Here is a 21,443-nt window from a genome sequence, read left to right as displayed (position 1 = left end):
TGCCTGCCCGGTAGACCGTCACGAATGCCGGGCGCCGGAGGCGCGTGCGACAGGAGGACGCGGTCACGCGTCGTGCCATGCGGGGTCGATTAATTTCTATTCGCCCCCGATCCCCAATGAAATCGTTCCAATGCTTGCTTTGTGTTGATCTCCGAAACGACCGAAGTGTCGACTATCGACGTTGGCGAGAGCTTCTCGCTGCGTTGAATGTTCTTTTAGACTTCGCCCGTACGCTCGGCGACCATGCTCCGGCGACCCTCGGCCGGGCACGAGTACGGGACGGTGTCGCGCGCATGCCTTTGATCATCATCCTCGACGATCGGGTGACGAACCGAAACATCTTCTCGCGCCTGGCGGCGTCGATCGCCGAGGGCGTCGAGGTCGAGGCCTTCGGCGATCCGGCGGAGGCGCTCCAGCGCCTCGCCGCGCGCACGCCCGATCTCGTCATCACCGACTTCAAGATGCCCACCATGACCGGCGCGGAGTTCACCCGCCGCTTCCGCAGGCTGCCCGGCTGCGAGGACGTGCCCGTCATCGCCATCACCGTCTACGAGGAGCGCTCGTTCCGGCTCGAGGCGCTGGAGGCGGGGGCGACCGACTTCCTGCTCAGCCCCGTCGATCACGCCGAATTCCTCACGCGGGCGCGCAACCTCCTCCAGATGCGCCGCCAGGCGCAGATCATCAAGAGCCGCGCCTCCTTCCTGGAGCGCGAGCTCGAGGACAGCGAACGCTCCCGCGAGGCGCTCCTGCGCGACAGCCGCCAGCGCCTGGCGCAGGTGATCGACACCGTGCCCGCGCTGATCAGCGCGCACGACCGCGACGGCGCGTGCATCTTCCTCAACGCCCACATGTCCGCCTTCGCCGCCATCGACCAGGCCGAGGCGATCGGCCGGCCGGCCTCGGACCTGATCGGCGCCGAGCGCGCCCAGCGCAGCCTCGCCCTCGACCAGCTCGTCTTCCGCTCGGCGCGGGCGCTGCCGAGCTACGAGGAGGAGGTGACCGACCGCGACGGCGCCAGGCACGCCTTCGTCGTCACCAAGTCCCCGCTCTCGGACGCGGACGGGCACGTGATCGCCGTGCTCACCACGGCGCTCGACATCACCGACCGCAAGAAGGCCGAGAGCCATCTCGTCCATCTCGCCCATCACGATGCGCTCACCGGGCTCGCCAACCGCACGCTGCTGCAGGACCGCATGCGCCGCGAGATCGCCCGCGCCCGGCGCGGCGACCGCTTCTTCGCGCTCCACCTCGTCGACCTCGACCGCTTCAAGAGCGTCAACGACGCGCTGGGTCACCATCGCGGCGACGAGCTCCTGCGCACCGTCGCGGAGCGGCTGCGTCACATCGTGCGCGACACCGACACGGTGGCGCGGCTCGGCGGCGACGAGTACGCCGTGCTCCAGACGGACGTGCGCAACGCCGACGAGGCCCGCGATTTCGCCAGGCGCCTCATCGCGGCGATCGGCAACCCGTTCCGGATCGCCGGCGAGGACATCGTGGTGGGGGCGAGCCTCGGCGTCGTGCTCTATCCCGGCGACGGCGAGGACACGGACGACCTCATCAAGAACGCCGACATCGCGATGTACCGGGCCAAGGCCGAGGAGCGCAACGCGCTGCGCTTCTTCTCGGCCGACATGGTCACGGCGGCGCGCGAGGGCATCACCCTCGAGACCGACCTGCGCCGGGCGATCGCCAACCGCGAGTTCGAGCTGCACTACCAGCCGCAGATCGACCTGCGCACCGGCCGCATCGTCGGCGCCGAGGCGCTGGTGCGCTGGCGCCATCCCAAGCGCGGGCTCGTGCGTCCGCTCGACTTCCTGCCCTTCGCCGAGGAGACGGGCATCATCATCCCCATCAACGAGTGGGTGATGCGCGAGGCCTGCCGCGAGGCGAAGTCCTGGCAGACGATGGGGCTGCCGCGGCTGCGGGTGGGCGTCAACCTCTCGCCGATCCAGTTCCGCAAGCTCGCCATGCGCGACCTCGTCCTCGACGTGCTCTCGGAATCGACGCTCGATCCCGAGCTCCTCGACCTCGAGATCACCGAGACGATCCTGATGCAGAACGCCGAGGCCGTCGCCGCCGAGCTCTCGGAGCTGCGCAAGCTCGGCGTGACCTTCTCGATCGACGATTTCGGCACGGGCTACTCGTCGCTGGCCTACGTGAAGAAGTTCCCCGTCGACCGGCTGAAGATCGACCAGGGCTTCGTGCGCAACATGAAGAACGACCCCAACGACGCGGCGATCGTGCGCGCGATCGTCAATCTCGGCCATTCGCTGGGCATCGAGACCATCGCCGAGGGGGTCGACAGCCCCGAGCAGGTCGGGCTCCTGCGCGCGGAAGGCTGCGACGAGGCGCAGGGATACCTGTTCTCCAAGCCCGTCCCCGCCGCCGAGTTCGTCGCGCTGGTGCGGGAGAGCGCCACGATGAGGCTCTCCGCGTGAGCGCCGAGCGCCCCACCGTCGCCGCGCACGCGCTCGGCGCCGCCGAGGAGCGTACCTCGCGCATTCGCGCCTTCCGGGACCGGCCGGACCGCGAGCACGAGATGGTGATCAACCGCCTCGTGATCGGCGGCATCATCCTCGTCTACCTCCTCGCCTGCCGGTTCTTCGGCATCGAGGGGGTGGAGCAGCCGCTCGCCGTCGTGACGTTGTACTGGCTCGCCGGCCTCGGCTTCCTGGGCCACATCCTCCTCGTGCGCGACGCCTGCCCGCCGCGCCGGGTGGCGGCGATGGTGCTCGATCTCGGCGCGCTCTCCTACGGCCTCGCCGTGGGCGGCCAGACGACGGCGATCCTCTATCCCATCTACCTCTGGGTCATCTTCGGCAACGGCTTCCGCTTCGGTGTCCGCTATCTCTACGCGGCCATGGCGCTGGGCGTCGCCGGCTTCGCCCTGGTCCTGACCCAGGACAATTACTGGGGCGAGCACCCCAAGCTCGCCGCGGGCCTGGCGATCGGCCTCGTGATCCTGCCGCTCTACGCCGCCTCGCTGATCCGCAAGCTCTCGCGCGCCAAGCAGGAGGCGGAGAACGCCTCGCGCCAGAAGAGCCTCTTCCTCGCGAGCGTCAGCCACGAGCTGCGCACGCCGCTCAACGCCATCATCGGCATGTCGGGCTTCCTCGAGGACACGAAGCTCGACGCCGAGCAGCGCGAGATGACGCGCACCATCAACGCGGCGGGCCGCGTGCTGCTCGACCACATCAACGACATCCTCGACTTCTCCCGGCTAGAGGCCGGGCTGATGCCCTCCGACGTCGTCGCCTTCGACCTGCACGCGCTGCTCCAGGAGACGACCGCCCTGGTGCGCGCCCAGGCGCGGGCGAAGGGCCTTGCGCTGACGCTCCACGTGGATGCCGCCACGCCCCACCGCCTGCGCGGGAACCGCAAGCACCTGGAGGAGATCCTCCTCAACCTCCTCGGCAATGCGGTGAAGTTCACCGACACGGGCCACGTCGCCGTCACCTGCGAGAGCGAGCGGGAGGAGGGCGGGGAGGTGATGCTGCGGCTGAGCGTCGCCGATTCCGGCATCGGGATCGCGCCCGAGGCGAAGGCGCGGATCTTCGAGAGCTTCGCCCAGGCCGACGAGAGCATCATCAACCGCTACGGCGGGACCGGGCTCGGGCTCGCCATCGCCAAGCAGTTCGTCGAGCTCAACGGCGGCACGATCGCGCTCGACAGCACGCCGGGCGCGGGCTCGACCTTCCGCTTCGGCTTCCGCGCCGCGATCGACCGCGAGGCCGCGGGCGAGATGGAGACCCTGCCGCCGGTCGAGGTCGTGATCCTCGCCCCGGGCGAGGGCGCGCGGCGCCTCGGCGAGCGCATCGCCCCGCTCGGGCCGCGGCCCGTGCCGACCTCGAACCTGGATGAAGCCGCCGCCGCGATCCGCGCCGCGTCGGGCCGCGTGCTCCTCGTCCTCGACCCGCGCGCGCTCGGCCGCGCGCCCGAGAACGCGATGGCCGCGCTGGCGCAGGCCGGCGCCGCGCCGGCGGCGAGCATCCTCGTGCGGGCGGAGGGCATCGTCGTCGACGGCGCCGCGCGCCGTCTCTTCGCGAGCGCGCTTCCCGCGGGGGCGCTCGACGGCGACGTCGCGGCCGCGCTGCGGCTCGCGGGCGTGGCCGGCGGGCTCGTCGACCTCGGCGAGGCGGGCCGCGAGCGAGCCCACGCGCGCCCGGAACGGCCGCTCAAGGTGCTCGTCGCCGAGGACAACGTCACGAACCAGAAGGTGATCGCGCGCATCCTGGAGCGCGAGGGCCACCGCGCCGCGATCGTCGCCGACGGCAAGAGCGCGCTCGACGCCATGATCGCCGAGCCCTTCGACGTCGTGCTCATGGACGTCAACATGCCGGTGATGAACGGCATCCTCGCCGCCAAGCTCTACCGCGCGGCCCAGCCCGACGCGAGCCAACGAAGCCCCATCGTGGCGCTCACCGCCGACGCCACGCCCGAGGCGCGGCGCCTGTGCGAGGCGGCCGGGATGGTCGGCTGCGTGACGAAGCCGATCGAGCCCGCGCGCCTGTTCGCCGTTCTCGCCGACGTCGCGCGCGCGGAGCCCGCCGGCGGATTCATCCACATCCCCGGACCGGACGACGCGCCGGCCGTCCTCGAGGAGGAGACCGAGGCGGAGGCGGGCGACACCGCGCCGGCCGCGGCGGGCGAGAGCGAGGGCGAGCGCCCGGCGCTGCGGACGAAGACCCTCGACGACCTCGAGCGGCTCGGCGGCGCGGCCTTCCGCGACGAGGTGACGAGCGCCTTCCTCGGCGACGCGCAGGCTCTCCTCGACGCCCTCGACGAGGCGGTGGAGAGCGGCGACGCGGAGGCCTTCCGCGACCACGTCCACGCGCTGCGCTCCAGCGCCGCCAACATCGGCGCGATCGGGATCTACGAGCTGAGCCTCGCCAAGCGCGGCGTCGAGGAGGACGAGCTCGCCGCCCGCGGCGTCGAGCACGTCGCGGCGCTGCGGCTCGAGTACGCCCGCGTCGGCACCGCGCTCGCGGCCCGCGCGCTCGCCACCGCCGAGGCGGCGGTGGAGGCGACGGCGCAGGACGGGAAGGACCGCGAGGCCGCCGCCTGAGGCGGCCTCAGTAGACCACGACCGAGCGGATCGACTTGCCCTCGTGCATCAGGTCGAAGGCGGTGTTGATCTCGTCGAGCGGCATGGTGTGGGTGATCAGGTCGTCGATGTTGATCTTCCCGTCCATGTACCAGTCGACGATCTTGGGCACGTCGGTGCGGCCCCGGGCGCCGCCGAAGGCGGTGCCCTTCCAGACACGGCCGGTGACGAGCTGGAACGGGCGCGTCGCGATCTCGCGGCCCGCCTCGGCCACACCGATGACGATCGACTCGCCCCAGCCGCGGTGGCAGCACTCCAGCGCCTGGCGCATCACGTCGACGTTGCCGGTGGCGTCGAAGGAGAAGTCCGCGCCGCCGCCGGTGAGGTCGACGATCGCCTGCACCACCTTGTCGACGCCGACCTCGTTGGGATCGACGAAATCCGTCATGCCGAACTTCTCGGCCATCGCCCGCTTGCCCGGGTTGACGTCCACGCCGATGATCCTGTCGGCGCCGACCATGCGTGCGCCCTGGATGACGTTGAGGCCGATGCCGCCGAGCCCGAAGACCACGACGTTCGCGCCGGGCCACACCTTGGCGGTGTAGATCACGGCGCCGATGCCCGTCGTGACGCCGCAGCCGATGTAGCAGATCTTGTCGAACGGCGCGTCCTCGCGGACCTTGGCCAGCGCGATCTCCGGCAGCACCGTGAAGTTCGCGAAAGTCGAGCAGCCCATGTAGTGGAACACCGGCGCGTCGTCGCAGCGGAAGCGGCTGGTGCCGTCGGGCATGACGCCCTGCCCTTGCGTCGAGCGGATCGCCGTGCAGAGGTTGGTGCGCCGCGACAGGCAGCTCTTGCAGTTGCGGCACTCCGGCGTGTAGAGCGGGATGACGTGGTCGCCCGGCTTCAGCGTCGTCACGCCCGCGCCGACCTCCCGCACGATGCCGGCGCCCTCGTGGCCGAGGATCGCGGGGAACTTGCCCTCCGAATCCATCCCCGAGAGCGTGTAGGCGTCGGTGTGGCAGACGCCGGTCGCCATAACCTCGACGAGCACCTCGCCGGGCCGGGGCCCCTCGATGTCGATGGTCTCGATCGTCAGCGGCTTGCCGGCCTCCCAGGCGACCGCGGCGCGCGTCTTCATGGCGTGTCCTTCCCCGTCGGGTTCGTCGTCGATTCGTGCCCGCGAGACTGCCCGTCCGGGGGCGCGCGCGCCAGCCTCGAGGCGACGGGAAATGACGTGCGCGCGACGTGGAGGGACGCGTCGGTCGAGCGCGATGCCCGGCCGAGCTGCGATGGTTCGGGTCCCGCGCGACCCCATGGCGCGAAAGCGACATTCGGCGTCGCTCGCGTGAAAGGCGCCCGGGCGGCCGTCGTCACACTCGGCGGATCGGGTGGCCCGGGTTTCGCGAGGGCGCGATGGCACGAGACGGCGCGGTTGCGGTCGAGGAGCTCCTGGCGCGGCGCAGGCCCGGCCATTCGCTGGAGGCGCCGTTCTACACGAGCGCCGAGATCTTCGAGCGCGATCTCGCGCTCGTCTTCGGGCGCCACTGGATCTTCGTCGCCGTCGAGGGCGAGGTGGCGGAGCCGGGCGACTACGTCACGGTCGAGATCGGCACGGCCTCGATCATCGTCGTGCGCGACGACGACGGCGGCCTCGCCGCCTTCCACAACGTCTGCCGCCACCGCGGCGCGCGCATCCTGTCGGAGCCCGCCGGCGTCGTCGGCAAGCTCGTGTGCCCCTACCACCAGTGGACCTACGATCTCGACGGCGCGCTGCTCCACGCCGAGCACATGGGCGCGGGCTTCGACCGCGCCTGCCATGCGCTGAAGCGCGTGCACGTGAGGAGCCTCGCGGGCCTCGTCCACGTCTGCCTCGCCGAGGAGCCGCCGGCCGACTTCGACGCTATGGCGGCGGCAGTGACCCCCTATCTTGCACCCCACGGCCTCGCCGAGGCGAAGGTCGCGGCGTCGATCGACCTGATCGAGGAGGGTAACTGGAAGCTCACGATGGAGAACAATCGCGAGTGCTATCACTGCGCGACCAACCATCCCGAGCTTACGGTCTCCCTGTTCGAGTACGGCTTCGGCTTCGCGCCCGACGACGCCGACGCCGACCGCGCCGCCGCCATGGCGGCCTACGAGCGGATCTGCGCCGAGTTCGAGGCCCGCTGGGCCCGCGAGGGCCTGCCCTTCGCCGAGATCGAGCGGCTGGCCGGCTGCCCCACGGGCTTTCGCACGCAGCGCCTCGCCATCGACCGCGCCGGCGAATCGCAGACGATGGACACGCGCTCCGCCTGCCGGCGCCTGCTCGGCGCGCTCTCCGAGCCGCGGCTTGGGGGGCTGTCGTTCTGGACGCAGCCCAACGCCTGGCACCACCTCATGGCGGACCACGCGGTCAGCTTCAGCGTCATCCCGCTCGCGCCCGACCGCACGCTCCTGCGGACGAAGTGGCTCGTCCACCGCGACGCCGTCGAGGGGCTCGACTACGATGTCGAGCGGCTCACCGAGGTCTGGCGCGCCACGAACGAGCAGGACGGCGCGCTCGTCGCCATCGGCCAGAAGGGCGTGGCGAGCCCCGCCTACGAGCCGGGGCCGTACTCGCCCTGGACGGAGGGGCTCGTGGAGCGGTTCGTCGCCTGGTACGTCGAGCGGCTCGGCGCCGGCCTCGCCGCCGACGCGACCCGTTGATCCCCGCCGCCACCGCCAAAGCCACCGCGGAGCCTCGCCCATGCCAGCCCGCCATGGCCTCTCGCTCGAGGCGCTCTACCCCGTCTGGGATTGCGAGGAGGACGACCGGCTGATCTGCCGGGCGGTCTACGAGGAGACGCACGACGTCAAGACCTTCGTCTTCGTCTCGCCCGAGCCGCGGCAGTTCAACTTCGCGCCGGGGCAGTTCCTGACCTTCGACTTCCCCGTGGACGGCGGCTCGATCAACCGCTGCTACACGATCGCCTCCTCGCCGACGCGCCCGCACACGGTCGCGATCACGGTCAAGCGCTGCGTCGGCGGCGTCGTCTCGAACTGGCTGCACGACAACCTGCGCGTCGGCGACGTCGTACGCGCGGTCGGCCCAATGGGCGAGTTCTCGACCTGGGCGCACCCGAGCCCCAAGCGCCTGTTCATCTCCGGAGGCGTGGGCGCGACGCCGCTGATCAGCCACGTGCGCCGCGACTTCGACGTCGGCGAGGACCTCGACACGCTCTACGTCCATTTCGCCCGCACGCCGCGCGACATCGTCTTCCGCGCCGAGCTCGAGCTGATGGCGCACCGGCGCCTCAACCTGAGGGTCGCGCACGTGGTCGAGAGCGTCGAGGGCGAGCGCTCCTGGTCCGGCTATCGCGGGCGCTTCTCGCCCGAGCTCGTCGCGACGCTGTCGTCGGACTTCCGCGAGCGCGAGATCTTCTGCTGCGGCCCGCCCGCCTTCATGGCCGCCGTGCGCTACTTCCTGGCGAACGCCGGCCACGACATGGCGCGCTACCACGAGGAGAGCTTCGACTTCGACCAGCTCTCCCCGCGCGAGCGCGAGGCCGCGCCGCCGCCGCCGGACGAGACGCTCGCGACCTTCGAGATCACCTTCACCAAGTCCGGCCGCACGGTGCCCTGCGACGAGAACACCACGATCCTCGCCGCCGCCCGCCTCGCGGGCATGCGGCTCCCCGCCTCCTGCACCAAGGGCCTGTGCGGCACCTGCAAGACCAAGAAGCGGGAGGGCACCGTCGAGATGGCGCATGCCGGCGGCATCCGCCAGCGCGAGATCGACGCGGGGATGGTGCTGCTGTGCTGCTCGAAGCCGCGCTCGAACGTGGTGGTGGAGCGCTGAGGGAAGGCGATCCGCTCCCGGATTGGAGCCGTTCCAAGGAGGTATCGGGGAAATCACAAGGGTTGCGCGGGAAACCGCACCGGTCTAGCCAAATGCCTGAAAACACTCGGTTTTTGGAAGCGTTCCAAACTGGACTGCAAGCCCGGAGAGATCCCCATGACCCGTTCGCCGCGCGCGCTCCTCGCCGCGACCGCCCTCGCCGGCCTCCTCGCCACGGCGCCCGCCCTGGCGATCACGCCCGTTCCGGCTGCGCCGACCGCCGAGGCGGTGGTCGAGACCTATGCCGACATCGCGCACGCCATGTACGCGGATTCGCTCGCCGCCGCCCGCGACCTGCGCGGCGCCGTCGATGCGCTGCTCGAAAACCCGAGCGACGAGACGCTCGCGGCCGCGCGCGAGGCCTGGCGCGCCGCGCGCGTGCCCTACCAGCAGACGGAAGGGCTGCGCTTCGGCAACGCGGTCGTCGACGACTGGGAGGGCAAGGTCAACGCCTGGCCGCTCGACGAGGGGCTGATCGACTACGTCGCGAGCGACAGCTACGGCGAGGAGTCGGACGAGAACCCGCTCTACACGGCGAACGTCGTCGCCAACGAGACGATCCGGGTCGGCCGCGAGACGATCGACGCCTCGACCATCGACGCCGCCCTGCTGCAGGCGCTCCACGAGGCGGACGGGGTCGAGGCAAACGTCTCCACCGGCTACCACGCCATCGAGTTCCTGCTCTGGGGCCAGGACCTGAACGGCACCGACGCGGGCGCCGGCGCGCGCCCGGCGAGCGACTTCGCGCTCGGCGAGGGCTGCACCAGCGCGAATTGCGAGCGCCGGCGCGACTACCTCGTCGCGGCCACCGACCTCCTCGTCTCCGACCTCGAGGAGATGGTCGCGGCGTGGGAGGACGGCGGCGCGGCGCGGGCCGACATCGCGGGCAAGGGCGCCGAGGGCGGGCTCGCCACCATCCTCACGGGGCTGGGCTCGCTCTCCTACGGCGAGCTCGCCGGCGAGCGCATGAAGCTCGGCCTGCTGCTGCACGACCCCGAGGAGGAGCACGACTGCTTCTCCGACAACACCCACAACTCCCATTACTACAACCAGGTCGGCATGCAGGCGCTCTACGGCGGGCGCTACGAGCGCACCGACGGCAGCATCGTCGAAGGCCCGGGGCTGGCCGACTACGCGCAGGCCCAGGCGCCCGAGGCCGCGCAGGCGGTCTCCGCGGCGATGGAGGAGGCGCACGCCCGCCTCGCCGTGATGAAGCAGCGCGCGGACGACGGCATCGAGGCCTACGACCAGATGCTCGCGCTCGGCAACACCGAGGGCAATGCGGTGCTCCAGGCCGGCGTCGAGGGTCTCGTCTCCCAGGCCCGCGCCCTCGAGACGCTGGTCGCCGACCTCGGGCTGACCATCACCGTGGAGGGCTCCGACAGCCTGGACGACCCGACGCTGGTGCAGTGAGGCTCCTCGCCCGCCGGGGAGGTGGCGCCGGCGAAGCCGAACACATCGCCGACGTCGAGCCGGTGGACCCCGCCCCGGATCCGCTTCGCTGATCGTCCCCGCCCCAACGGGGCGGGACGCGCTCCTCCCCTATCGGGGGAGGTGGATCGGCGCCGAAGGCGACGAGACGGAGGGGGTGCGCCGCACGGCGCGCTTCGGCGACAGCCGAAACGGGGCGCGTCGAGCCGGGGGCGGGAGAGAGACCGAGGAGGACCATGTCGCACGCGATGTCGCGCCGGCGTAACCCATTGCTCGCGCTCCTGGTCGCCCTCGCGGCCGGGAGCGTCCCGGCGTCGGCAAGGGGCTCGGGCGCGCCGGCCGAGCCGCCCCCCGCCTACCCCTCCCCCGCCGCGCTCGGCGAGGCGCTGTTCTTCGATCCGCGCCTCTCGGCCAGCGGCACGCAGTCCTGCGCCGGCTGCCACGACCCCGCCGCCGGCTTCGCCGACCCACGCGACGGGGCGCTCGGGGGAGCCGTGTCGCTCGGGGCCGACGACGTGTCGATGGGGCGGCGCAACGCCCCGACCCTGACCTACGCCTCGGAGGTCCCCGCCTTCCACCGCGATGCGGAGGGCTTTCGCGGCGGCCTGTTCCACGACGGGCGCGCCGCCGACCTCGCCGCCCAGGCGGGCGGGCCGATGCTCGACGCGGCCGAGATGCAGATGGCGGACGAGGCCGCGGTCGTCGCCGCCGTCCGCGCCGACCCGGCCTACGCGGCGGCCTTCGACGCGCATTTCGCGCCGGGCGTCCTGGACGACCCGCAGCGCGGCTTCGGCGTGATCGGCCAGGCGATCGCCGCCTTCGAGCGCAGCGAGACCTTCGCGCCCTACTCCTCGCGCTACGACCGCTGGCTCGCCGGCGAGGTGGCGCTCGACGACCTGGAAGAGCTCGGCCGGGTGCTGTTCTTCTCGCAGCAGTTCACCAACTGCGCGCTATGCCACCTCGGGGACGGCGGGCTCGGCGACCGGCGCGAGACCTTCACCGACCACCGCTACCACAACATCGGCACCCCGGCGCATCCCGACCTCGCGCCGGACGCGGGCCTCGGCGAGAACCCGGCCGCGGCGGGTGACCCCGCCCAGGCCGGGCGCTTCCGCACGCCGACGCTCCGGAACGTCGCCGTCACCGGCCCCTACATGCACAATGGCGTGTTCGCCGATCTGCGCACGGTGATCCTCTTCTACAACACCTACAACACCCGCTCGGAGCGCCGGCGCATCAACCCCGAGACCGGCGCGCCCTTCGGCCCGCCGCCGCACCCCGGCACGCTCGCGCTCGAGGATCTGGAGCACGGGCCGGCGCTCGACGACCAGCGCATCGACGCCCTCGTCGCCTTCCTCGAGACGCTGACCGATGACCGCTACGAGCATCTGCTGGATGACTAGGCGGCCGTGCCCGACCAAGCCGCCGACGCGCTCCCCTCTCCCGGAAGGGAGAGGGGCCGGGGGTGAGGGAATACGGCTGGAAAGCCTGCGCGAACGCCGCGGCGCTACGATGCCGAGCATGCCGAACCACTCCCGGCGGTCATCGGCGATGATGCGAGACCGGCGGCCGTGCGCCCCGGCGGGAGTGGCCGATGCTCACCGATCGATACGGCCTGCGCCACGCCTGCGACGATCCCGCCGGTCGACCGTACGCCCTCACCCCCGGCCCCTCTCCCATCCGGGAGAGGGGTGGCCCGCGCCTGGCGCTGGCCGCGGCGCTCGCCGCGTGCGTGCTGGTGCCATCGGCCCACGCCGACGACCGCATGTCCCGCGTGCTCGGCGAGGCGCTGTTCGAGCGGGCCTGGGTGCCCGCGCCCTCCTCGACCAGGGCGAACGACGGGCTCGGGCCGCTGTTCAACGCGCGCGCCTGCGTCTCCTGCCACGTCGGCCTCGTCCGGGCGCCGACGCGGGTCGGTGCCGACGGCGTGGTGACGAGCGAGACGCTGGTGCTGCGCCTCTCCGATGCGGCCGGGCGGCCGGACCCGGTCTACGGCACGCAGATCCAGACCGCCGCCGTTCCGGGCTTCGCGCCCGACGGGCTCCTGCGGCGTACGCCGGGAGGCTACGCGCCGCACGGGCTCGCCCGGGGTGCGCTCGCCGCGACGACCCGCACGGGTGCGCGGATCGCGCCCGCCCTGCGCGGGCTCGGCCGGCTCGAGGCGGTGCCCGACGCCGTCCTCGCCGCCGCGGCGGACCCGGAGGACCGCGACGGCGACGGCATCTCCGGGCGCTTCGTCGGGCGCTTCGGCCACAAGGCGCAGGCGCGCGACCTCGCCGAGATGACGGCGATCGCCTTCGCCGCCGATCTCGGCATGTCGACGACGCACCGACCGGCGGCGGAGGGCGACTGCCCCACCTGCCGCGCGGCGCCCCACGGCGGGACGCCCGAGATCGTGGACGAGATCGTCGGGCTCGTCGCCGCCTACCTCGCCGCCGTCCCGCCCCCGCCGGAGCCGGCACCGGACGCGGCGGGCGCCCGGCTCTTCGCCGAGACCGGCTGCGCCGCCTGCCACGCGCCGGCGCTCGCGTCCCCCGACGGAGAGGTGCGCGCCTACACGAACCTCCTCGTCCACGATCTCGGCCCGGGCCTCGACGGCGGCGCCACCGAGCCCGGCATCGCCCCCGGCGAATGGCGCACCGCCCCGCTCTGGGGCCTCTCGCGCGCCCTCGCCGACGGCGCGGGCCTCCTCCACGACGGCCGCGCCGCCACCGTGGCCGAGGCGATCGCCGCCCACGGCGGCGAGGCCGCCGGCGCCCGCACGGCGTTCGACAGGCTGGCGGCGGGGGAGCGCGCGCGGCTGCTGCGGTTCGTCGAGGGGCTGTGAGAACGGTCGTGGCACGTGCCGGAGATCCGCCGAGGCGGCCGGTCCGCGTGGCGCGGAGGCCCGCGCGTCACGCCCCCCGCGCCAGCCACGGCCCCATCTCCGCCTCGAGCCCCACCAGCGCGAGCCCGTAGGCCACGGACTGGAAATTGTCGCCGTCGCCGATGCGCTCGGCGCCGAAGCGGCGCTCGAACAGCGCGCGCACGGCGGGGATGAAGGCGGTGCCGCCGGTGAGGAACACCGTGTCGACGTCGGCGGGCGCGAGGTTCCTCTCCGCCAGCAGGCCGTCGACCGTCGCCTCGATGCGCGCGAGGTCGTCGGCGATCCAGCCCTCGAACTGCGCCCGCGTCAGGGTGCGGTCGATGGCGAGCGAGCCGAGCCGCAGCCGGAAGGGCACCTCCTCGGCGGAGGAGAGCGCCACCTTGGCGTCGGTCACCGCCCGGTAGAGGGAAAACCCCCAATCGTTGCGGATGATCTCCAGGAACGCCCGGATCTTCTCGGGCTCCAGCGACGCGCGCTCGATCTCCTCGAGCTCGGCGATCGTCTCGCGGGACTTGAGCAGCGCCAGCTGGTGCCACTTGGCGAAGCTGCCGTAGAAATGCACCGGCATCGGCAGGATCTTGTCCATCGAGCGGTAGCGCCCGCCCTTGCCGAGCGCGGGCGAGATCACCGCGTCGATGATGCGGTAGTCGAAGGCGTCGCCGGCGAGGCCGAGGCCGGCATGGCCGATCGGCGTCGCCCGCACGACGCCCGCCCGGCGCTCGAAGCGGATCAGCGAGAAGTCGCTGGTGCCGCCGCCGAAATCCCCGACGAGGACGGTCGCGTCGCGCTCCAGGCGCCGCGCGTACCAGAACGCGGCGCCGACGGGCTCGTAGACGTAGGACGGCTCGGGAAGGCCGGCCTGGCGGTAGCCCGCGGCGTAGCGGCGGATCGCCAGCGCCTCGTCGGGCTGCGCCCCGACGAAGGCCACGGGCCGGCCGGCGACGACCCGGCCCGGCGGCGCGTCGAGCGCACCGCCGGCATCCTCGATCGCGAGCCGCAGGAACTCGCCGAGCAGGTCCTCGAAGCGGTACCTCCGCGTGAAGATGCGGGTGTCGTGGAAGATCCGGCTCGCGACGTGGCTCTTGAACGACTGGATGAAGCGCAGCTCGAAGGCGCTGGTCAGGAAGGCCCGGATCGCGGAGCCCGCCGCGTGCGAGACCACGGTCGGCGCCCCGCCGGCCGTCACCTTCTCGAAGGCGAGGACGGAGCGATAGATGTCGGACAGCCCCTCGGGCTGGTCGAAGGGCAGCGCACGCACGGGCTCGCCGTCCCGCGCCAGGGCGACGACCGTGTTCGTCGTGCCGAAATCGACGCCGATCGCGACGCGCTCGACCATGGGGCGGCTCCGGGGCTTCGGGAGCGGGGCGGTCTAGGGTCGATCGCGGCCGGTGGCAAGCGGAAAGCGCCGCTACTCCCACGTCCCTTCGCGATGCGCCCGCTCCGCCCGCTCGGTGAAGCGCCCGTCCGGCCCGTGCAGCACGAAGGGCGGGGCGAGGCTCGCCGGCGTGCGCGCGTCCTTGATCGCGGTGATCACCACGCGCGTCGCATCCGCATCGGCGCGGGGATGGACCGGGGTGACGCGGATCGCGCCGAAGCGCGGTGCCAGCGCCGCGAGGCAGGCGGGGAGCTTGTCCGCACGCTGGATCAGCACGAGCCGGCCGCGCCGGCGCAGCAGGCGGGCGCAGGCGTCGATCCAGGCGGCGAGGCCGCCGGCGTCGAGCACGTGGGCGGCGGCCCGCGCCGGGTTCGGCGACGCGGGCGCATCCCCCTGCTCGAGAAAAGGCGGGTTCGTCGCCACCACGTCGGCGCCGCCCGGCGCCATCGGCGGGCCGGCGAGCACGTCCGCGCAGACCGACATGCCGCGGCCGCTCATCGCGTTCTCCGCGAGATTGCGCACGGCGAGCGCGGCGAGCACCGGATCGCGCTCGATCAGGACGATGCGCACCTCGGGCACCTGCGACGCGGCCATCAGCCCCACCGCGCCGGTCCCCGCGCCGACGTCGACGACGACCTCGCCGGGGCGCGGCGCGGCGGCGGCGGCGAGCAGCACGGCGTCGGTCCCCGCGCGGTGCCCCCGTCTGCGCTGCCACAGCACGACCCGGCCGTCGAGCAGCGTGTCGCGGGTGGCGTCCTCCGGCGGCTCAGGCGCCATCGCGCAGCTCGGCGCCGAGCCCGGCCTCGCGCAGGAAGCGGCGCGCGCCGTCCGCCTCGTCGTCGACGACGAGGATGCGGCGCTGGATGATGCCGATCGAGCCCTCCATCACGCTGGTGTGCCCGTCGGCCACGAAGATGTTGTAGCCGGCGTCACGCAGCAGCGATTCGGCGTAGCCGAGCGTCACGACGTCGTTCGTCCGGATCAATTCGACCATCGCCGGCCCGTTTCCCTCTTGCGTCAACCCTGCGCGTTGCGCCACAGCATAGCCCGTGCGACCTTGCCGTAAAGCCGCGGCCGGGTCGCGGGACGCTAGAGACGAGGTCGCGCGCGTGGGAGTCGTCCTTCCCTTCGAGGAGAACCGGGCCGAGCCGGGGATCGAATCCCTGGTCACGCTCGTCGCCGCGGACATGGGCCGCGTCAACGAGATGATCCTGTCGCGCACGGGCTCGGACGTGACGATGATCCCGGAGGTCGCGAACCACCTGATCTCGTCGGGCGGCAAGCGGCTGCGGCCGATGCTGACGCTCGCCACCGGCATCCTCTCGGGCTACGAGGGCGACGGCCACGTCAAGCTCGCCGCCTCCGTCGAGTTCATGCACACGGCGACGCTGCTCCACGACGACGTCGTCGACGAGAGCGACATGCGCCGCGGCAAGCCGGCGGCGCGGATCAAGTGGGGCAACGAGGCGAGCGTGCTCGTCGGCGACTTCCTGCTCGGCCAGGCCTTCCGGATGATGGTCGAGGTCGGCTCGCTGCGGGCGCTGCAGATCCTCTCGGACGCGGCCGCCATCATCGCCGAGGGCGAGGTGATGCAGCTCGCCGCGGCCAAGAACATCGAGACCGGCGAGGACGCCTACCTGCGCATCATCGAGGCGAAGACGGCCGAGCTGTTCGGCGCCGCCTGCGAGGTCGGGCCCGTGATCGCCGGGCGGCCGGAGGCGGAGGCGCGGGCCGCGCGCGCCTACGGCATGGCGCTCGGCGTCGCCTTCCAGCTCGTCGACGACGCGCTCGACTACGGCGGCGCCGCCGCCGCGCTCGGCAAGAACGTCGGCGACGACTTCCGCGAGGGCAAGATCACGCTTCCCGTGGTGCTCTCGCTCCGGCGCGGGACCGACGCCGACCGCGCCTTCTTCCGCCGCACGCTGGAGCGCGGCGAGATCGGGGAGGGCGACCTCGAGGAGGCGCTCGCCATCATGCGCCGCACGAAGGCGCTCGAGGACACCATCGCCCGCGCCCGCGACCACGGCCGCCGCGCGGTCGCCGCCCTCGACGTCCACCCGGACGGGCCGATGAAGCACGCCCTCGTCGAGGCGGTCGCGTTCTGCATCGCGCGGGCGTACTGAGCGCCCCCTGCGGGCCTGTTCGGGTGCCCCTCCGAGTGCCCCTTCGAGTGCCCCTTGCACCCCACCCCCCGCTCCCCTAATTTGCGCGCGCGTCGGCGCCGCCGCGCTTTTCCCCAGGCCGTACACGCAAACACCGGGAGACCGCACGCGATGGGTCGATTCCTCCCCACCCGCCGGGCGCTGTTCGCGCTCGCGTCCGTGTCCGCGCTGGCGCTCGCAGCAGGCGCCGCGCATGCGCAGGAGCGCGTCGTCAACGTCTACAACTGGTCGGACTACGTCGACCCGCAGGTGCTCGCGGACTTCACCGAAGAGACCGGCATCCGGGTGGTCTACGACACCTACGACAACAACGAGATCGTCGAGACGAAGCTGCTCGCCGGCCGCTCGGGCTACGACATCGTGGTGCCGTCGGGCCCGTTCACGCAGCGCCTGATCCAGGCCGGCGTGTTCGCGCCCCTCGACAAGACGCGGATCCCGAACCTCGAGCACGCCTGGCCGCAGATCGCCGACCGGCTCGCGGTCTACGATCCCGGCAACGCGCACGCCGTGAACTACATGTGGGGCACGACCGGCATCGGCATCGACGTCGAGGCGGTGCGGGAGCGGCTCGGGCCGGACGCGAACCTGGAGACCTGGGATCTCGTGTTCGATCCCGAGGTCGCCGCGAAGCTCCAGGATTGCGGCATCCATGTCCTCGACGCGCCGGAGGACCTCTTTCCCACCGCGCTGAACTACCTGGGCCTCGATCCGGATTCCAAGGATCAGGACGATCTCCAGAAGGGCGCGGACCTGCTCGCGGCGATGGCCGAGAACGTGCAGAAGTTCCACTCCTCGGAGTACATCAACGCGCTGGCCAACGGCGACATCTGCGTGGCCGTGGGCTATTCCGGCGACGTGCTCCAGGCGAAGGCGCGGGCCGAGGAGGCCGGCAACGGCGTCGAGATCGCCTATATCGTGCCCGACGAGGGCGCGCTCTTGTGGTTCGACTCGTTCTCGATCCCGGCGGACGCGCCCAACATCGAGGAGGCGCACGCCTTCATCGACTACATGATGCGCCCCGAGGTCGCCGCGCGGAACGTGAACTACGTCGCCTACGCCTCGGGCAACCTCGCGGCGAAGGCGTTCGTCGATCCGGAGGTGCTCGGGGACCCGGGCATCTACCCGAGCGACTCGACGATCGAGAACCTGTTCATCAACACGGCCTACGACCCGCGCGCCCAGCGCTTCGTAACCCGCGCCTGGACGCGGGTGAAGACCGGGCGCTGAGCCTCCCTCAGTGCCGGGTGATCGGCGGCCGGGGGCGGCTCATCGGATGGGCGGCGGCGCGCTCGGCACGCATCGGGCGGGCGGCGCGCCAGGCCTGCCAGCGGCGGTCGACCGGCCCGGCCTCGCCGGGGGCCGCGCCCTCTCCGACCCGGGCGAGCGCCCAGGCGAGCCCGGCGACGATCAGCCCCGTGCCGAGCGCGATCGCCGCCGCGGCGCCCGGGTGGAGCTGCGCCTCGAGGGCGAGGCTGGTGTCGCGGTGCGGCACCGCGCGCGCCATGCGCCGTGCGAGCCCGCCGCCGAGCCCCGGCGCGATCCTGTCCACCAGGTCGGCGGCGTGGCCGCCGGCACCGACGACGAGGGTGCGGCGCGGGTGCTCGGCCGCGAACAGCGCCGCGCGGGCGACGAGCGCCGGGTCGTAGGCCGAGATCGCGTCGTCGAGGCGTGCGGCGTCCCCGGGGCCGTCGACGGCGCTCGGGCGCACCAGCGTCACCGACACCGGCGCGCGCTCCGCGGCGAGCTCCCGGCGGAGGCCCCCGACGAAGGCGGCGATCGCGCCGCGGGCGGCCGCGTAGGGCGCCGTCTCCGCGAGCGCACGCTCGGCCACGCCGCCGCCGACCACGACGATGGCGCCACCGCGCCGGCGCAGATGGCGCGCGGCCTCGATCGCGCCGTGGGCGGCGCTCCAGTAGACCCGGTCGAAGATGCGCCGCTGCTCTGCCGGCCCGGTCGCGAGCGCGGCGCCCGCGAGCGCCGTCGGCGCGGTCGCGACCCAGGTGTCGAAGCCGCCGTACGTGGCGTCGGCCACCTGCGCGACGCGGCGGGCGTCGTCCGGCTCGGACGCGTCGGCCTCGACGATCACCGCGCGCGCGCCGCCGGCGGCGAGCTCGCCGGCGACCCGCGTCAGCGCCGCGCCGTCCCCGCCGACGAGGACGAGGCGCGCGCCGGCTGACGCGGCCTCGCGGGCGACGGCGCGGCCCACGCCGCCGGCGGCGCCGGTGACGACGACGATCTGATGCGCGAGCGGCTTCAGGCGTGGGGTCATCGGGGGGCTCCTCCGGCGTGCGCGCGTCGGGTGGTTCGTGAGGACGCGCGGGCAACGGGCGCCGTCGCATGCCGGTTCCGCGCCGGCGCGGCGCGTTCCGGAAGGGTGCAGGCATCACGATGCGTGATGGGGCCCATGCAGCCAATTCGCTTCCCCGACGTCGTCCGCCAGCTATGCTGCAGGGACGACGCAGTGCCGCCGCACGCTTTCGACGGAGCCCCGACCCGATGCCCTCCCCCACCGCTGCGCCGCGCCCCTCGCGCGTCGCTCCCGAGATCGTCATCGCCGCCGGCTGCCTGATCGCGCTCGTCACCTTCGGGCCGCGCGCCTCCGCCGGCCTGTTCCAGGTGCCGATGACGACGGATTACGGCTGGGGCCGGGACACGTTCGGTCTCGCCATCGCCATCCAGAACCTGGTCTGGGGCATCGGCCAGCCCTTCGCCGGGGCGGTCGCCGACCGCTTCGGCACGGTACGCGTCCTGATCGTCGGCGCGCTGCTCTACGCGCTCGGCCTCGTCGTCATGGCCTGGGCGGCGACGCCCCTGATGCTGCACGTGGGCGCAGGCCTGCTGATCGGCATCGGGCTCGCCGGCGCCTCGTTCAACCTGGTGCTCGGCGCCTTCGGCAAGCTCCTGCCGGAGGAATGGCGGCCGATGGCCTTCGGCATGGGCGTGGCGGCGGGGTCCTTCGGCCAGTTCCTGTTCCCGCCGATCGGCAACGCGCTGATCAACGCGGTCGGCTGGCAGGATGCGCTGCTCTGGTTCTCGGCGATCATGCTCGTCGTCCTGCCGCTCTCGCTGATGCTCGCGACCCGCGGCACCGGGGGCGGCGCCAAGGCGGACGCGGGCCCGAGCCAGTCGATCGCGCAGGCGCTGGCGGAGGCCTTCCGGCACCGCTCCTACGTGCTCCTCGTCACCGGCTTCTTCACCTGCGGCTTCCAGCTCGCCTTCATCACCGCCCACCTGCCGGCCTACCTGAAGGACGCCGGCCTCTCGGCCGCGGTGGGCGGCTGGACGCTCGCCGTGATCGGGCTCGCCAACGCGGTCGGCTCGCTGGGGGCGGGCTGGCTCTCGACGCGCATGCCCAAGCGCTACCTGCTGGCCTGGATCTACCTCGGCCGGGCGATCGCCATCGCCGCCTTCGTGCTGGCGCCGGCCTCGGCGACCTCGGCAATCCTGTTCGGCATCACCATCGGCCTCCTGTGGCTCTCGACCGTGCCGCCGACCTCGGCCCTGGTGATGGTGATGTTCGGCACGCGCTACATGGCGATGCTCTACGGCTTCGCCTTCTTCTCGCACCAGCTCGGCGGCTTCTTCGGCGTGCTGCTCGGTGGCGTGCTCTACGAGGCGACCGGCGGCTACGCGATCGTCTGGTGGTTCTCGGTGGCGCTCGGCCTCGCCTCGGCGCTGATCAACCTCCCCATCGTCGAGAAGCCGGTCCCCCGCCTCGCCCCGCAGCCGGGGTGACCGGACCGTCATCCCGGATTGCGAAGCAAGTCCGGGACCCAGAACCACAGGTGTTCGTGGAGCGGCGCGCCAGCGCCGCGGCGGGAACGGCCGACGGCAGCGTTCGTGGACGCGCGCGCTGCCGCGCACGCCGAGCGACACACCTGTGGTTCTGGGCCCCGGGCCCGCTTCGCGACCCGGGGTGACAGCGGTGAGCCCTCCCCGCGGCCCCTTGCCGAGCGCGCGCCGCTCGGCCATGAGGGGCGTCCCACAACAGAGGACGTCCCCATGACCGAGATCACCCGCATCAAGCCCGGCCCGCGCATGTCCATGGCCGTCGTGCACGGCGACACCGTCTACACCGCGGGCCAGGTCGCCAAGGAGACCGCCGGCGGCTCGGTCGCCGACCAGACCCGGGAGATCCTGGGGCTCATCGACGCGCTGCTCGCCGAGGCCGGCACCGACAAGACGAAGCTGCTCTCCGCCTCGATCTGGCTCACCGACATCGCCACCTTCGCCGAGATGAACGGCGTCTGGGACGCCTGGCTCGCGCCGGGCTGCGCGCCCGCCCGCGCCACCGTCGAGGCGAAGCTCGCCGCGCCGCCGCTCAAGGTCGAGATCGCGGTGATCGCGGCCCGCTGAGCCTCAGGCGCCGGCGAGCGCACGCAGCGCGACGACGGCGCCGACCCCCACGGCGACGCAGGCGACGAGCGGCAGCCGGATCGCCGCGAGGGCGACGAGCGCGCCGGCGATCGCGTCCGGCCAGCCGGACAGCAGAACCGCCGGCGCGATCACCGCGGTGAGGACCGCCGGCGGGATCGCGTCGAAGGCAGCCTTCGCCCGCCCGTGCAGCGCGAGTCGCCCCGCGAACGCGAGCCCCGCGACCCGCGTCGCATAGGTGACCGCCGCCATGCCGAGGATCGTGGCGAGCGTGGCGGGATCGACGTCGAGCACGCCGGCCATCACGTCTCCTCCGCCCGGATCGGCGG

Annotated in this window: 17 protein-coding genes; 11 read left to right on the top strand and 6 right to left on the bottom strand. The window is 72.8% G+C overall.

The window, feature by feature from the left end:
• Positions 1 to 293: 293 nt before the first annotated feature.
• The gene (locus tag G407_RS0101655; protein WP_029029412.1) at positions 294 to 2,441 is read left to right on the top strand and encodes an EAL domain-containing response regulator; all 2,148 of its coding nucleotides are present in this window, start codon (positions 294 to 296) and stop codon (positions 2,439 to 2,441) included.
• Positions 2,438 to 5,068, top strand: a complete 2,631-nt coding sequence (locus G407_RS25120) for a hybrid sensor histidine kinase/response regulator (RefSeq protein ID WP_043538627.1) — start codon at positions 2,438 to 2,440, stop codon at positions 5,066 to 5,068. Before G407_RS0101655 ends, G407_RS25120 begins: the two co-directional genes overlap by 4 nt.
• A 7-nt stretch (positions 5,069 to 5,075) precedes the next feature.
• Here G407_RS25120 and G407_RS0101645 read toward each other — a convergent pair whose 3' ends face one another.
• A complete protein-coding gene (locus G407_RS0101645; protein WP_029029411.1) occupies positions 5,076 to 6,188 on the bottom strand; it encodes an S-(hydroxymethyl)glutathione dehydrogenase/class III alcohol dehydrogenase in 1,113 nt (370 codons plus the stop codon).
• 275 nt (positions 6,189 to 6,463) lie between these two features.
• Here G407_RS0101645 and G407_RS0101640 point away from each other — a divergent pair, with 275 nt between their 5' ends.
• The 5 genes from G407_RS0101640 (at position 6,464) to G407_RS0101620 (ending at position 13,164) form a co-directional block, all read left to right on the top strand.
• Complete coding sequence (locus tag G407_RS0101640; RefSeq protein WP_029029410.1) at positions 6,464 to 7,735, top strand: aromatic ring-hydroxylating oxygenase subunit alpha; 1,272 nt, start codon at positions 6,464 to 6,466, stop codon at positions 7,733 to 7,735.
• Positions 7,736 to 7,775: 40 nt separating this feature from the next.
• Positions 7,776 to 8,867, top strand: coding sequence for an FAD-binding oxidoreductase (locus G407_RS0101635; RefSeq protein ID WP_029029409.1), 1,092 nt, complete (start codon positions 7,776 to 7,778; stop codon positions 8,865 to 8,867).
• A 156-nt stretch (positions 8,868 to 9,023) separates the two neighbouring features.
• Positions 9,024 to 10,319 (top strand): imelysin family protein, encoded by a 1,296-nt coding sequence (locus G407_RS0101630; RefSeq protein WP_029029408.1) that lies wholly within the window; start codon positions 9,024 to 9,026, stop codon positions 10,317 to 10,319.
• A 254-nt stretch (positions 10,320 to 10,573) separates the two neighbouring features.
• Positions 10,574 to 11,740, top strand: coding sequence for a cytochrome-c peroxidase (locus G407_RS0101625; protein WP_245258995.1), 1,167 nt, complete (start codon positions 10,574 to 10,576; stop codon positions 11,738 to 11,740).
• 191 nt (positions 11,741 to 11,931) lie between these two features.
• A complete protein-coding gene (locus tag G407_RS0101620; RefSeq protein WP_052340818.1) occupies positions 11,932 to 13,164 on the top strand; it encodes a di-heme oxidoredictase family protein in 1,233 nt (410 codons plus the stop codon).
• Positions 13,165 to 13,231: 67 nt separating this feature from the next.
• Here the strand turns inward: G407_RS0101620 and G407_RS25115 are convergent, their stop codons facing one another.
• From G407_RS25115 to G407_RS0101605, 3 genes are all read right to left on the bottom strand, one after another.
• Positions 13,232 to 14,539 carry an Hsp70 family protein gene (locus tag G407_RS25115; RefSeq protein WP_052340817.1) on the bottom strand — a complete coding sequence of 436 codons (1,308 nt, stop codon included), beginning with the start codon at positions 14,537 to 14,539 and terminating at the stop codon, positions 13,232 to 13,234.
• 72 nt (positions 14,540 to 14,611) lie between these two features.
• The gene (locus tag G407_RS0101610) at positions 14,612 to 15,355 is read right to left on the bottom strand and encodes a tRNA1(Val) (adenine(37)-N6)-methyltransferase (RefSeq protein ID WP_029029405.1); all 744 of its coding nucleotides are present in this window, start codon (positions 15,353 to 15,355) and stop codon (positions 14,612 to 14,614) included.
• Positions 15,345 to 15,572, bottom strand: a complete 228-nt coding sequence (locus G407_RS0101605) for a putative signal transducing protein (RefSeq protein ID WP_029029404.1) — start codon at positions 15,570 to 15,572, stop codon at positions 15,345 to 15,347. The genes G407_RS0101610 and G407_RS0101605 overlap by 11 nt, the downstream gene beginning before the upstream one ends.
• Positions 15,573 to 15,687: 115 nt before the next feature.
• Here G407_RS0101605 and G407_RS0101600 point away from each other — a divergent pair, with 115 nt between their 5' ends.
• Both G407_RS0101600 and G407_RS0101595 read left to right on the top strand, forming a co-directional pair.
• On the top strand, positions 15,688 to 16,701 hold the full coding sequence (locus G407_RS0101600; RefSeq protein WP_029029403.1) for a polyprenyl synthetase family protein: 1,014 nt from the start codon (positions 15,688 to 15,690) through the stop codon (positions 16,699 to 16,701).
• Between the two features lie 150 nt (positions 16,702 to 16,851).
• Positions 16,852 to 17,967, top strand: coding sequence for a polyamine ABC transporter substrate-binding protein (locus G407_RS0101595; RefSeq protein ID WP_052340816.1), 1,116 nt, complete (start codon positions 16,852 to 16,854; stop codon positions 17,965 to 17,967).
• A gap of 7 nt (positions 17,968 to 17,974) precedes the next feature.
• On the opposite strand, the gene G407_RS25110 is transcribed toward G407_RS0101595, so the two are convergent.
• Entirely contained in the window at positions 17,975 to 19,009 is a 1,035-nt protein-coding gene (locus G407_RS25110) for an SDR family NAD(P)-dependent oxidoreductase (RefSeq protein ID WP_052340815.1), read from the bottom strand.
• 227 nt (positions 19,010 to 19,236) lie between these two features.
• On the opposite strand from G407_RS25110, the gene G407_RS0101585 reads away from it, so the two are divergent.
• Together G407_RS0101585 and G407_RS0101580 are read left to right on the top strand one after the other, a co-directional pair.
• Entirely contained in the window at positions 19,237 to 20,475 is a 1,239-nt protein-coding gene (locus G407_RS0101585; protein ID WP_029029401.1) for an MFS transporter, read from the top strand.
• A gap of 267 nt (positions 20,476 to 20,742) precedes the next feature.
• A complete protein-coding gene (locus tag G407_RS0101580; protein ID WP_029029400.1) occupies positions 20,743 to 21,096 on the top strand; it encodes a RidA family protein in 354 nt (117 codons plus the stop codon).
• A gap of 3 nt (positions 21,097 to 21,099) precedes the next feature.
• Here the strand turns inward: G407_RS0101580 and G407_RS0101575 are convergent.
• On the bottom strand, positions 21,100 to 21,443 hold a 344-nt coding region (locus G407_RS0101575; RefSeq protein ID WP_425337482.1), incomplete at its 5' end, for an AzlD family protein.

Origin of the sequence: Salinarimonas rosea DSM 21201, from assembly GCF_000429045.1 — a bacterium.
Classification (GTDB): domain Bacteria; phylum Pseudomonadota; class Alphaproteobacteria; order Rhizobiales; family Beijerinckiaceae; genus Salinarimonas; species Salinarimonas rosea.
Note: the sequence above shows the minus strand (reverse complement) of the source record. Positions and strands in the feature narration are given on the sequence as shown.